This window comes from Micromonospora sp. RTP1Z1, from assembly GCF_033804685.1.
Taxonomy (GTDB): Bacteria; Actinomycetota; Actinomycetes; order Mycobacteriales; family Micromonosporaceae; genus Micromonospora.
This window is the reverse complement of the sequence record NZ_JAPFQV010000046.1, coordinates 1-11,789: the sequence shown is the minus strand read 5'-3', so window position 1 is coordinate 11,789 and position 11,789 is coordinate 1. Positions and strand designations below refer to the sequence as shown.

Genomic DNA, 11,789 nt, shown 5'->3' with positions numbered 1-11,789 from the left:
ATAGGCGGCCCCGGGCGGCTACTGTCGGCGCCATGTTCGATCTGCTCGTGATCGGCGGCCTCGGGGTCGATGTGCGGACCCGGGTGCCCGCGCTTCCGCTGCCGGCCGCCGACTCGCTGACCGTGCCCCCCATCGACTTCCGGATCGGCAACACCGGCGCCGGGGTGGCCCTGGCCGCGCACGCGCTGGGGCTGCGGGTGGCCCTGGTGGACGTGCTGGGCACCGACCCGGCCGGGGACGTGGTCCGGGCGGCGCTGGCCCGCACCTCGGTGCACGCCGTGCTCGCCGACGCCCCGGCCGGTACCCGCCGGTCGGTCAACCTGGTCGACTCGGGCGGCCGGCGGATGTCCCTCTACGATCCGCGGCCCTGGGCGGGGCCGCCGCCGTTCGCCCCGGCCGAGCTGGCCGCGCTGCTGGCCGACGCGGCGCACGTGCATGTATCGATCATGGACTGGGCGCGGGACGCGCTGCCGACGCTGCGCGCGGGTCTCGGCGACGGGGTGGTGCTCTCCACCGACCTGCACGACTGGGACGGCGACAACCCGTACCATCGTCCCTTCGCCGACGCGGCCGACCTGGTCTTCGTCAGCGACGTCCGGCTCGGCGACCGGGCCGGGAAGGTCGCGGCCGCGCTGGCGCCCCGGACCGTGCTGGTGACCGGCGGGGAGGCCGGCGCGGCGCTGCACACCCCGGACATTCCATCGGTACGGGTGCCCGCGGCGGCCCCGCCCGGCCCGGTGGTCGACACCAACGGCGCGGGCGACGCCTTCGCGGCCGGTCTGATCGCCGCCCGCCGGCGCGGCGCGTCCCCGCTCGACGCGGCCCGGTACGCGGCCCGGGTCGCCGCCGCGGCGTGCACCCACGACGGGATGGAGTACCCGGCCGGTCTCCTGCCCCGGGACTGAGCCGGGGAGCGCTCAGATCGCGCCGGTCTGGCCGTCGTTCAGCTCGCGCAGGATGTCGGCGTGGGCCGGAGTGCCGGGCGGTCTCCTCGATCAGGTGTGAAGCTGGCAGTCCCGGCGCGGACCGCCCGCTGCCCCGCTATCCGCTGCGGGCCGACGATCTTCGGTGCAGGATGGGCGCATGGCATCCACGGTGCAGATCCCCCTGGTGGGCGGCACGGCCGATGGCGAGACCGTCACGGTCGAGCTGGACGGCAACGGCCGCCCGCCGCTGACCCACCATCACCTCGGCGAGCAGGGGCTGGCCGAGGCGCAGATCTACGAGTTGGAGTCGGACGACCAGGCGGGCCAGCCGTGGCTCTACACCTGGCGGGGGCCGGCGGTCTGAGCGACCGCCGCTCGGTCCGGGCCGGCTCAGGCCGCGTTGACCCGGGTCATTCGCTGGGAGCGGATGCTCTCCAGCACCCCCCGGGTGACCTGGGAGGTGCCGTGGGCCTGCTCGCACACCTCGGCCACCCGCCGGGCGGTCTCCGCCGCCCGCGCCGCCCGTTCGTCCCACAGCCGGTCCACCTCGGCCAGCAGCGGGCCCTCCACCTCCCGTGCCACGCCGCGCAACGCCGGCACCCCGAGCCGCTGGGCCAGGTCGAAGACCTTCCCGGCGTACGGCAGCGGCAGGAACGGCGTGCCCACCATGGCGGCGAAGATCAGGAAGTGCAGCCGCATGCCCACCGCGAGGTCGAAGTGCCGCATCAGCCCGAGGACCTGCCGGGGTGAGTAGTCGGCGTGCAGGATCCGACCCCGCTCGGCGGCGACCATGTGCGACATGACGCCGTGGGAGTGCCGGATGTCGTCGCGTTCCATCGGCACGAAGAGCACGTACGCGTCGATCCGGTGCACCAGGAAGTCACTGATCTGGGCGAGCAGACGGTGGTAGCCGTCCACGTCGAGGCGTTCCGCGGCCCGGCCCGGCTCGCGGACGCTCAGCCCGACGAGCCTCTTGCCCGCCGGGACCCCCTCCTCGCGTAGCCAGCTCTCCGGGAAGTCCTCCGGTTCGAGGAGGAACGCCGGGTCGGCGGTGACCGTGATCGGGTTCACCAGGCCGGCCTCCTCGAGCACCATCCGGGACTCCTGGTCCCGCACGGTGACCTCGGCCGCCCCGGCCAGGGTCTCCCGGACCATGCCGGTGTCCACCCCATCGCTGAGCGGCCCCACCCCCACCGCGTACGTGAGCAGGGGCAGGCCGCGCTCCTGGGCGACCCGGACCACCCGCAGGTAGCGCCGGGCCTCCCGGTCGTAGAGGATGCCGCCGCCCCCGAGGATCAGCAGGTCCAGCTCGGCCAGGACGAGGGACGAGTCGGCGCGGCTGACGCCCTCCCAGGGCACCGCCTCCACGTCCGGGTGGGCAAGCGCGGTGTGCGCCGGATTGCGGGAGAAGACGATGAGCCGGGCCTCCGGCTCCTGGTGCCGCAGGTCGGCCAGGAGCCCGCTGAGGATCGCCTCGTCGCCGAGATTGCGGCCCCCGTACGAGCCGAGCACGCCGATCGTCAGTGCGGCGCCATCCGTCATCCGTCGCTCCTCCCCAGGTGCGTCCCCGGGCGGGTTCCCGCTGCGCCGGTGGACATACCTGGCCCTGCCGTCGACGGCCGGACGGGACGCCGGGGCGGAAACCACGCCGATCCGCCGGCCGGCCGACCGCCGACGCTAATCGGCTTGCCCGGCCGGTGCGGCCTCCCGCACCGTGGGTCCATGCAGAGCACGACGAAGACCCGGATCGACTGGGTCGACCTGCCCGACCGGGTCCGGGCGTCCGTCGAGGAGATCCTCGGCGCCCCGGTCGTCGAGGCGGTGTCCCAGCCGGGCGGCTACTCCCCCGGCACCGCCGACCGGGTCCGCACCGCCGACGGGCGGCGGGCCTTCGTCAAGGCGGTCAGCCCGGCGCAGAACGACCGCAGCCCGGCACTGCACCGCGCCGAGGCGCTCATCTCCGCCGCGCTGCCGCCGCACGCGCCGGCGCCGCGCCTGCTCGGCTCGCACGACGACGGCGACTGGGTGGCGCTGGTCTTCGACGACGTCGACGGCCGGCACCCGGCCACCCCGTGGCTGACCACCGAACTGGGCGCGGTGCTCACCGCCCTGGAGACCATGGCCGCCGCACTCACCCCGGCGGCGGTCGCGGCCGTACCCACCGCAGCCGAGCAGCTGTCGTACGACTTCGGCGGCTGGCGACGGATCGCGGCGGACCCGCCCGCGGACCTGGACCCGTGGGCCCGCACGCGCCTGCCGCAGCTATGCGCCGCGGCCGAGCGGGGGCTGGCCGCGCTGGCCGGTGACACCCTGTGCCACCTCGACGTCCGCGCCGACAACCTGCTGATCGGCCGGGACGGCGCGGTCAGCGTGGTCGACTGGCCGTGGGCGTGCCGCGGGCCGGCCTGGTTGGACACCGTCCTCCTGCTGGTCAACGTCCGGCTGCACGGCGGGCACGACACCGAGGCGCTGCTGCGCGGCCTTCCGCTCACCGCCGGGGTGGATCCGGCCGCGCTGACCGGGGTGCTGGCCGGTCTCGCCGGCTACTTCCTCGACGCGGCCCGGCAGCCGCCGCCGCTCGGCATCCCGACGGTCCGGGCGTTCCAGCGGGCGCAGGGCGACGCGCTGCTGCCCTGGCTCGCCGAGCGCCTGGGCTGAGAGCCGGCGGGGCAGGCGGTCAGGTCGGCGGGCGGACCTGGTGGGTGAGGAAGGGCAGGACGGCGGCGGGCAGCGTCGGTGAGGTGACGATGTCGTAGTGGGTCAGGCCGGGCAGCACCGCCAGTCGCGCGGCCGGACGGTCCGAGCCGTCCCAGCCGGCGTCCCGGTGACCACCACCGAGCAGCCCGAAGAGCTCCGCCATGTGGGTGACCGGGATCGAGTCGGCGTCGGCGAAGACCAGGAGCACCGGCATGACGAGGCCGCCCACCTCCGCCGACCAGTCGTACTCACGGCGGAGCAGGTCACCGGTCTTCACCCAGAGCTGCGGCCAGTCCTCCGGGCGCGGCGCGACGCGGGCGTACAACTCGTGCGGCGGGGTGCCGCGCATCTGCTCGGCGACCCGCTCGTCCTGGGTCGCCATCGCGGCCAGCACCTCCGGGTACCAGCCCTGCCGCTTGCCCGGGGTGGAGACCAGCACCAGCCGCCGGACCAGCTCCGGGTGCTGGATCGCGGTCCGCAGCGCCACCCCGCCGCCGAGCGAGTAGCCGAGCACGTCCGCCTCGGGCAGGTCGAGGTGCCGGATCAGCGCGGCCACGTCGTCGGCCATCGACTCGTAGCGCAGCGGCCGGTCCACGTCGGCGGTGCGGCCGTGGCCCTGCAGGTCCACCGCGACCACCCGGCGGCGCGTGGCCAGGGCGGGCAGGATCGGGGCGAACATCTCCACCGACCCGTAGCCGCCGTGCAGCAGCACCAGCGGCCGGCCGGCCCCGTGGACCTCGTACCAGAGGCGCACGCCGTTGACGTCGGCGTAGCTCATGCCCCTCCCGTCTCCTCGCCCACCCGGTACAACGAGGAGCGGGCGCGGCCCGTCTCCGGGTGCGTCTGTCGTCGCCGGGGAGACCACAGACGCACCCGAACCCGTGCGCCGGTGCGATCCGGCGGCGTACCGGTGCAACGTCCCCTCGTCCGAGGTCACGGTGCCGTCCCGGCGCAGGCCGGCCTTCTCCAGCACCCCGACGGACGGCACGTTGGCCGGGTCCACCGTAGCGACGACCTGCGTCACCCGTTCGATCATCAGGTAGTGCCCGTGCGGCCGCTCCGGCTCGCGGGTGAGCAAGCCGGCGATCATGCGGTCGGCCTCGCCGGGGAAGCCCGACGCCCAGTGCGGGCGGCGCTCACCGGCGACGGCGGCGGCGGCCTCCTCGGCCGGCCAGGGCTGCAGCACGAGACGGTCGCGTGTCCGCGCGTCGGCACTCTGACCCATGATCCGGATACGCCGCGCCCCCGCTGCCTCGGGCCAAGGGGCGGCGGGGGCGCGGCGGAGGTCCGGTCAGCTGACGCCGGTGACGGCCTTGACCAGGTTGATGCCGAAGTAGCACACGAACGCGACGGCGACCGCCCACATCAGCGGGTGGATCTGCCGGGCCTTGCCCTGCGCCACCCGGATCGCCACCCAGCTGACGAAGCCGGCGCCGATGCCGTTGGTGATCGAGTACGTGAACGGCATGAGGGTCATGGTCAGGAACGCCGGGACCGCCACCCCGACGTCGGTGAAGTCGATGTCCTTGACCTGACGGATCATCAGGGCGCCGACGACGACCAGCGCCGGACCGGCGGCCTCGCTGGGGACCAGCGACACCAGCGGGGTGAGCAGCAGCGCGCCGAGGAAGAGCAGACCGGTGACCACGCTGGTCAGGCCGGTACGGCCGCCGTCCGCGATGCCCGAGGACGACTCCACGTACGTGGTGGCCGAGGAGGCGCTGCCGGCGCCACCGGCGACCGCGGCGACACCGTCGACGAAGAGCACCTTGCCCAGCCGCGGCATGTCGGTGCCGTCGGCGGTGGCCAGGCCGGCCTGCTTGGCCAGGCCCACGGTCGTGCCCATCACGTCGAAGAAGTCGGCGAGGACGAGGGTGAAGACCAGCAGCACGGCGGTCATCACGCCGACGTGCGCGAACGCGGTGAACGAGACGTTGCCGACCAGGTGCAGGTCGGGCGCCTTGATCAGCGGGTCGGGCAGGGTCGGCACGTTGAGCTGCCAGCCGGTCGGGTTGGGCTTGCCGTTCACGAACGCCGGACCCGGCTGGGCCAGCGCGTTGACGATCACGGCGACGACCGTGGTCGCCACGATGCCGATCAGGATGCCGGCCTTCACCTTGCGGGCGACCAGGATGCCGGTGACCAGCAGGCCGACCAGGAAGACGACGGTGGTCCAGCCACGCAGGGTGCCGTCGCCGCCGAGCTGCACCGGCACGGTGGTGCCGACGGCGTCCGGCACCCGCCGGACGAGGCCGCCGTCGACGAAGCCGATCAGCGCGATGAACAGGCCGATGCCGGCGGCGATGGCCGCCTTCAGCTCGGCGGGGATGGCGCGGAACACGGCCTTCCGGAAGCCGGTCAGCACCAGCACGGTGATGATCAGACCCTCGATGACGACCAGGCCCATCGCCTCAGCCCAGGTCATCTGGGAGGCGACGGCGTACGCGACGAAGGCGTTGAGGCCCAGGCCGGTCGCCACCGCGAACGGCACCCGGCCGACGATGCCCATCAGAATGGTCATCACCGCCGCGACGAGGGCGGTGACCCCGGCGACCGGCGCGATGCCGAGCAGGTTGCCGTCGGCGTCCGGCGCGGTGCCGATGATGAGCGGGTTGAGCACGACGATGTAGGCCATCGTCGCGAAGGTGGTGAGCCCGGCGAGCACCTCGCGCTTGACGGTCGAGCCCCGGCGGGTGATCTCGAAGAAGCGGTCGAGACGGCCGCGTTCGGCGGGTTCCGTCGGCTCGGCCAGGACAGCAGGATCCTGCGTAGTCACGCTCATGGCGTGGCGTACTCCGTTCCGGGTTGGCCCGCCGGACATGCCGGTCGGGCGAGGGGGTGCAGCCGTCCCGGAGCGGTTGGCCCGGAGAACGTCGGAACGGCTGGGCTCCACGGATCCCGTGAAGCACTACGAAGCCGCACCCCGGTCGGGGAGCGACTTCGCCCCACCACCTTAACTGCCGGGTAATGCCGGATGACCTGCCCCTACGCCTACGCCCGCGGCGGGGTGGGGAACGTCACCGTCAGCCGACCGCCCAGGAGACCGGGTCGTGGCCCCGGCCCGGTGCCGGGCGATCCACTCCTGGTTGAGCGCGTCGGCCCGCCGCCGGTGCCGGGGACGGATCACCGCGTCGGCCGGCAGGTCCAGCCCGAGGACGTCGAGGGTCCCCCGGGCCACCCCGGTCGGGTCGGCGGCCAGGTCCTCGTAGCGCACCCGGTGCGGGCGGACGTCGTACCGCGCGAACCACTCCTCCCAGGCCGCGTTGTGGGCGTCGATGGTCCGGAGCAGGTCGTCGATGCCGTCCGGGTCGTACCGGGGCGGCTCGTGGTTGGCGCCGGCGTCGCCGACGTACCAGAGGTCCGTCTGCTCGGCGCGCAGCCAGGACACCGCCTGCGCGAGCACGTCGCCGCGGCGCAGGTACACGAAGGCGGTCCGGCCGAAGGCCCGCCGCAGCAGCGCGTCGTCCGCGCCGGCCAGTTCGGGGTGGACGGTCGCCAACCCCGCGACGACCCGGTCCAGCGTCCCCCACATCAGCTTCGCGCCGAAGGCCCCGTTGCCCGTCCGCCCGGCCGCCAGCGCCGCAGCCACAAAGTCGCCATAGCCCCAACCGCCGGCTTCCAGCCCCCATCGCCCAGCCCAGAGCGGTTCGTCGGGCACCCGGAAGTACGCCTCCGGCCGGCCGGCGACCCCGGTGGAGGCGAGCAGGCCGCAGAGCAGCGAGCTGCCCGTCCGGGGGGTGGCGCAGATGAAGTACGAGTCGACGTCGGCCATGTGGCAAGCCAATCGACGGACGTCGCCGGTGGCAACCGGATTGGTCACTCCCGGACGACCGGCCCGGGTGCCGGCGCGACACGCGAAGGGTATTGACACCCTCACCCACCGCGAGCAGATTCCGGGGTGATCCCCGGTCGGTCACGGCCGGGACGTCCGCGCGGAAGGACGTTCGCCATGAACAAGATCAGAGCCACCGGTACGGCCCGCCTCGCCTCGGCGGTGACGCTGCTCGCGCCGCCGCTCGTCCTCGTGGCCGGGCCGGCGCCGGCGTACGCCGCGGAGACCACCACCCGGATCCTCCGGGCCCCGATGGACCTCTCCGTCTTCCTGCCCTGCGCCAACGGCGGCCTCGGCGAGGTCGTCGACTTCACCGGCACGATCTCCGAGCTGTACCACGTGACCGTCGACGGGGCCGGCGGGTTCCACGTCCACATCGTCGAGACCCAGTCGAACGTGCGGGGCACCGGCGAGACGACCGGGGACCGGTACGTCAGCACCCGGGTCAACCTCTTCGTCTACAACCAGGGATCCGGGTCGCTGCCGATCACGTCCACCCAGCAACTGGTGTTCCGGATCGTCGGGCCGGGGCCGGGGAACGACGCGTCGATCCGGATCACGAACCACACCACCGTCAACGCCGACGGCACCGTCACCGTCGCCTTCGACACGTACGCCGCGGAGTGTGAACCCACCGCGCCCTGACCGTCGGGCGATCGCGCCGGACGGCCCGGCAGGCGGGCGCGATCGGGCGTACGCGGCTGATCAGTCCACGGCCACCGGGCTCGGCGCCGGCTCCGGCGCCGGCTCGGGGTGCCGGGCCGTCCGCAGCGGGGAGAACGCCGCGACGGCCGCCGCGACCGCCGTGCCGGCTACGCCGACCCAGATCGCCGGCCGGTAGCCGAGGTGCTCGGCCAGCAGCCCGCCGACCGGGGCGCCGATCGTCAGCATCCCCCAGTTGAGCGAGCGGATGGTGGCGTTCATCCGACCCTGCAGCCGATCCGGCGTGATCGCCTGCCGGTAGCCCATCTCGATGGGTCCGCCGACGCCCAAGGCGAACCAGATGACGAACTCCGCCGCCCCCACCATGACCCAGCCGGCCGTTCCGGAGGCGGCGAGGGCCGCCAGGACCCAGCCCAGCGGCTCGACCACCCGCCCCAGCACGATGGCGCGCCCGGCTCCCCAGCGGCCCGCGAGGTCGGACAGCGAGTTGCCGACCACCGCGCCGACACCGCCGACGGCCAGCACCACGCCGAGCCCGAACGCCGCCCGGTCCTCGGGCAGTCCCGGGTCGAGGCCGCGTACGACGAAGAGCGTGAGGACGGTCGACGCCAGGCTGGCGAAGAGGAAACGCGCGTGCATGGTGACCGCGTACGACGCCAGCACCCGGTGCCGGTACACCCAGGCCAGCCCTTCGCGCAGTTCGTGGCCGAGGTGACGGCGACCCGGGTGCGGGGCCGGCTCGTCCCGCCGGATGGTCGCCAGCAGCAGGCCGGAGACCAGGTAGGACACCGCGTCGACCAGCATGGCGACGGGCGCGCCCACCGCCGCCACCAGCGATCCGCCGAGGAACGGGCCCGTGGTCTGGGCCAGCGACGCGCTCTGCTCCATCCGGGCGTTCGCCCGGGTGAGCGCCACGGTGGGCACGAGTTGGGGCAGGTAGGACTGGTGGGCTGCCTCGTAGAGCAGCGACAGCGCGCCGAACGCGGCGACGAGGACCATCAGCGCGGGCACGCTCAGCGCTCCGAGCAGGGCGAGCGACGCGATCAGGGTCAGCAACACCGCGCGGGCGAGATCGGTGGCCACCAGGATCGGCCGCCGCCGGTACCGGTCGGCCACCACCCCGGCCAACAGTCCGAACAGCAGGTACGGCGTCCAGCGGGCGCCGTTGATGAGCCCCACCTCGGCGTCGGTCGCGTCCAGGGCCACGATCGCGATGATCGGCAACGCCACGGTGGTCAGGTACGTCCCGAACGTGGAGACCGTGTCGGCCGCCCAGAAGCGCGCGTACCCGGGGTGGCCGAACAGTCGTGTCATCCTGGGGACGGTATGCGTCCGGCGGGTCGGCCGCCGCCCGGGTCGCCGCCGCTACGTAGGCTGTCCGGCGTGATCGAGTTGGTACGGCTGCGGGCCGACCACGCGGAGGCCCTGCTGGCCTTCGAGCGGGAGAACCGCGAGTACTTCGCCCGTTCCGTGCCGGATCGCGGAGACGCGTACTTCGCCGACTTCGCGGCCCGGCACCGCGCCCTGCTGGCCGAGCAGGACGCCGGTCTGATTCACTTTCACGTCGTCGTGGGCGACCAGGGTGCCCTGATCGGCCGGGTCAACCTCGTGGACGTCGAGGACGGCACCGCCGAGCTCGGCTACCGGATCGGTGAGCGGGCCTCGGGCCGGGGCGTGGCGACGGCGGCGGTCGAGGAGGTCTGCCGGCTGGCGGCCACGACGTACGGGCTCTGCGTGCTCACCGCGGTCACCACCCGGGACAACCCGTCGTCCATGGCGGTGCTGGGACGCACCGGGTTCACCGCGGTGGCGGAGATCGTCCTCGACGGTCGCCCCGGCGTGCGGTACCAGCGCCGACTTGTCGAGTGAGTCCGGACGGGCGGCCCTGGTGATGATGGGGGGCGCCCAGCACGGGCTAACCGCCGTACCAACGAAAACCCGATGCCGCGGTGGATCAAGACCCGGCACACTCGGTCGATGGCGCCAACCGATGATCTTCACCGCCCTGCGTCACACACGGATGCGTTGGAATACCCCATTGTCGGAGGACCACGCCGCCCTACTCCTCCACCGGCTCGACATCCCCGCTGGTGCTCGCGTGCTGGACCTCGGATGCGGATGGGGCGAGCTGCTCCTACGAACGGTTGCCACCAAAGCAGCTGGCGCATTGTCGACGACCGGCATCGGTGTCGACACCGACGACGCGGCTCTGGCACGGGCCGCATGCTCGCCGCTGAGCGGTCATTGGACACGCAGGTGACCTTCGTGAAACACGAAGCGGCGGCCTGGCGGGAGCACGCCCAAGCCAGCGGCTCAGGTTCGACTTCTGAGGCGCGGGAGCCACCACTCGACTGCCATCAGCACAGGTGATGGTAATTCCGTAATAGCCCGCATCACACTGCACAACGGCTGACCATGGAACGCGGATCGTGCGCCACTCCCTGCGCAGGATTAGTCCTTCCGGACCTGCAGACAGTCGAGGATGGAATATTCGCCGCCACATCACGAATCCCATCAAGCCGTAAGTCGCCCCGATGGCGAGCGGCGCGAGCAGGTCACCGTCGGGCGCAGTAGCTTGCCAAACGAAGAACATCACCACCACTACGGCCATGCCGCCGATCAACAGTCCGGCCAAGGTCCGCGTCGCGAGACCTAGTCGCCATACCCGCACCTCCTCCAAGTCGCTCGGCAACCCCGACCCCCATCTATTCGACTCGAACACAGCACCGACACAGGGCCCCGCGATACCCGTGGCAACATCATCCCCAGCTCCCAACCGGGTTCGCCAGCGGCCCGACGACGCAGGTCTGCCAGCGACAGCGCTCATCTGCGCAATCTTCTGCTTTAGCCAGCGCGCCAGCAGTCACGGATGAACCTGCCATCTGTCTGCCGCCGACCCGCCCTCCTGGGGAGCGGGCTGCCGCCCGGCCCGCCACGTCATCCATGCGGACCTTGACGGCTCGTACGGACGCTGGCGGGTCGGGCGGTGGTCTGCTCGGCTTGCCCGGGTCGGTGGCAGGTGGGATGGCTCCTTCCGCAACCACCCACGGACCGCGACTCGCCAGCGAAGCCCCGGCCATCCTGGGGTCGTTGCGCCCCCGCCGGAGGCGCAATGACCGCGACCGGTTTGCCGCCGCGACCCGCCACGCGGACCCGGCGTGCCCTTCCCTGCGCCGCGCTGCTCGGGCGCGGCGCGGCCGGCTGCCGGCCCGCGAATCTCAACCACTCTCGGCGCTGCTGTCTGCGGTGGCCCCGGGCTCCCCGCTCTCCGCGCCAGCCACCGGGCGTGTTGCGTGGCCGGCGTGGAGCGACAGCGGCAGCGGCCGGCGCGCGCCCAGGCGGCGGCGCGTGCGGCCCGTTGCGGGCCGCCTTGAAGACGTACAGAAAGTTTGAACTTCGCCGGCACCGGCAGCACACGCCGGCAGCCGGCCTGTCGTACTCCGGTTGATGCATTACACGGCGGCTCCACTTGATGCGTGACACGATGCCCGGCTCGTTGGCTACCCGCTGTAACGTGGAGTGGTCGGATGCGGTCGGGCCTATCCGGAAGGTGTCAACCTTTTCGGGGCGGATGGTTCAGGGGTTCGTTGACTGAGTCGGCTCGTCGTTGGGCTTGTTGATCCACGCGGGTTCGGGTAGGGCGGGTGGTTGTGGGATGCCGCGGACGAATC

The 11,789-nt window shown here is 73.1% G+C and carries 11 protein-coding genes; 5 read left to right on the top strand and 6 right to left on the bottom strand.

Annotation, left to right across the window (positions count from 1 at the left end; all coding sequences use genetic code 11):
* Positions 1–32 precede the first annotated feature (32 nt).
* Together SLP03_RS21595 and SLP03_RS21590 are read left to right on the top strand one after the other, a co-directional pair.
* Positions 33–905 (top strand): carbohydrate kinase family protein, encoded by an 873-nt coding sequence (locus SLP03_RS21595; RefSeq protein WP_319462441.1) that lies wholly within the window; start codon positions 33–35, stop codon positions 903–905.
* Positions 906–1,083: 178 nt separating this feature from the next.
* Entirely contained in the window at positions 1,084–1,290 is a 207-nt protein-coding gene (locus SLP03_RS21590; protein ID WP_319462440.1) for a hypothetical protein, read from the top strand.
* 26 nt (positions 1,291–1,316) lie between these two features.
* On the opposite strand, the gene SLP03_RS21585 is transcribed toward SLP03_RS21590, so the two are convergent.
* Positions 1,317–2,468 (bottom strand): polysaccharide pyruvyl transferase family protein, encoded by a 1,152-nt coding sequence (locus SLP03_RS21585; RefSeq protein WP_319462439.1) that lies wholly within the window; start codon positions 2,466–2,468, stop codon positions 1,317–1,319.
* Between the two features lie 180 nt (positions 2,469–2,648).
* Here SLP03_RS21585 and SLP03_RS21580 point away from each other — a divergent pair, with 180 nt between their 5' ends.
* A complete protein-coding gene (locus SLP03_RS21580) occupies positions 2,649–3,584 on the top strand; it encodes a phosphotransferase (protein ID WP_319462438.1) in 936 nt (311 codons plus the stop codon).
* 19 nt (positions 3,585–3,603) lie between these two features.
* Here SLP03_RS21580 and SLP03_RS21575 read toward each other — a convergent pair whose 3' ends face one another.
* The 3 genes from SLP03_RS21575 to SLP03_RS21565 all read right to left on the bottom strand — a co-directional run bounded on the left by SLP03_RS21575 (position 3,604) and on the right by SLP03_RS21565 (position 7,395).
* Positions 3,604–4,401, bottom strand: a complete 798-nt coding sequence (locus SLP03_RS21575) for an alpha/beta hydrolase (protein WP_319462479.1) — start codon at positions 4,399–4,401, stop codon at positions 3,604–3,606.
* A 513-nt stretch (positions 4,402–4,914) separates the two neighbouring features.
* Positions 4,915–6,405, bottom strand: a complete 1,491-nt coding sequence (locus SLP03_RS21570) for an NCS2 family permease (protein WP_319462437.1) — start codon at positions 6,403–6,405, stop codon at positions 4,915–4,917.
* Positions 6,406–6,576: 171 nt separating this feature from the next.
* Positions 6,577–7,395, bottom strand: a complete 819-nt coding sequence (locus tag SLP03_RS21565; RefSeq protein ID WP_319462436.1) for a Stf0 family sulfotransferase — start codon at positions 7,393–7,395, stop codon at positions 6,577–6,579.
* A 177-nt stretch (positions 7,396–7,572) separates the two neighbouring features.
* Between SLP03_RS21565 and SLP03_RS21560 the strand changes: the two genes are divergently transcribed.
* A complete protein-coding gene (locus SLP03_RS21560; protein ID WP_319462435.1) occupies positions 7,573–8,100 on the top strand; it encodes a hypothetical protein in 528 nt (175 codons plus the stop codon).
* 60 nt (positions 8,101–8,160) lie between these two features.
* Here SLP03_RS21560 and SLP03_RS21555 read toward each other — a convergent pair whose 3' ends face one another.
* Entirely contained in the window at positions 8,161–9,432 is a 1,272-nt protein-coding gene (locus tag SLP03_RS21555; RefSeq protein ID WP_319462434.1) for an MFS transporter, read from the bottom strand.
* Between the two features lie 69 nt (positions 9,433–9,501).
* On the opposite strand from SLP03_RS21555, the gene SLP03_RS21550 reads away from it, so the two are divergent.
* Positions 9,502–9,987, top strand: a complete 486-nt coding sequence (locus SLP03_RS21550) for a GNAT family N-acetyltransferase (protein WP_319462433.1) — start codon at positions 9,502–9,504, stop codon at positions 9,985–9,987.
* Between the two features lie 265 nt (positions 9,988–10,252).
* Here SLP03_RS21550 and SLP03_RS31695 read toward each other — a convergent pair whose 3' ends face one another.
* A complete protein-coding gene (locus SLP03_RS31695; protein WP_413644645.1) occupies positions 10,253–10,621 on the bottom strand; it encodes a PH domain-containing protein in 369 nt (122 codons plus the stop codon).
* Positions 10,622–11,789 lie beyond the last annotated feature (1,168 nt).

What these genes read in the sequence shown, in the direction of transcription:
- SLP03_RS21555 (WP_319462434.1), bottom strand. Translation starts at nt 9,432, where the DNA reads ATGACACGACTGTTCGGCCACCCCGGGTACGCGCGCTTCTGGGCGGCC.
- SLP03_RS21560 (WP_319462435.1), top strand. Translation starts at nt 7,573, where the DNA reads ATGAACAAGATCAGAGCCACCGGTACGGCCCGCCTCGCCTCGGCGGTG.
- SLP03_RS31695 (WP_413644645.1), bottom strand. Translation starts at nt 10,621, where the DNA reads ATGTGGCGGCGAATATTCCATCCTCGACTGTCTGCAGGTCCGGAAGGA.
- SLP03_RS21575 (WP_319462479.1), bottom strand. Translation starts at nt 4,401, where the DNA reads ATGAGCTACGCCGACGTCAACGGCGTGCGCCTCTGGTACGAGGTCCAC.
- SLP03_RS21580 (WP_319462438.1), top strand. Translation starts at nt 2,649, where the DNA reads ATGCAGAGCACGACGAAGACCCGGATCGACTGGGTCGACCTGCCCGAC.
- SLP03_RS21565 (WP_319462436.1), bottom strand. Translation starts at nt 7,395, where the DNA reads ATGGCCGACGTCGACTCGTACTTCATCTGCGCCACCCCCCGGACGGGC.
- SLP03_RS21595 (WP_319462441.1), top strand. Translation starts at nt 33, where the DNA reads ATGTTCGATCTGCTCGTGATCGGCGGCCTCGGGGTCGATGTGCGGACC.
- SLP03_RS21570 (WP_319462437.1), bottom strand. Translation starts at nt 6,405, where the DNA reads ATGAGCGTGACTACGCAGGATCCTGCTGTCCTGGCCGAGCCGACGGAA.
- SLP03_RS21590 (WP_319462440.1), top strand. Translation starts at nt 1,084, where the DNA reads ATGGCATCCACGGTGCAGATCCCCCTGGTGGGCGGCACGGCCGATGGC.
- SLP03_RS21585 (WP_319462439.1), bottom strand. Translation starts at nt 2,468, where the DNA reads ATGACGGATGGCGCCGCACTGACGATCGGCGTGCTCGGCTCGTACGGG.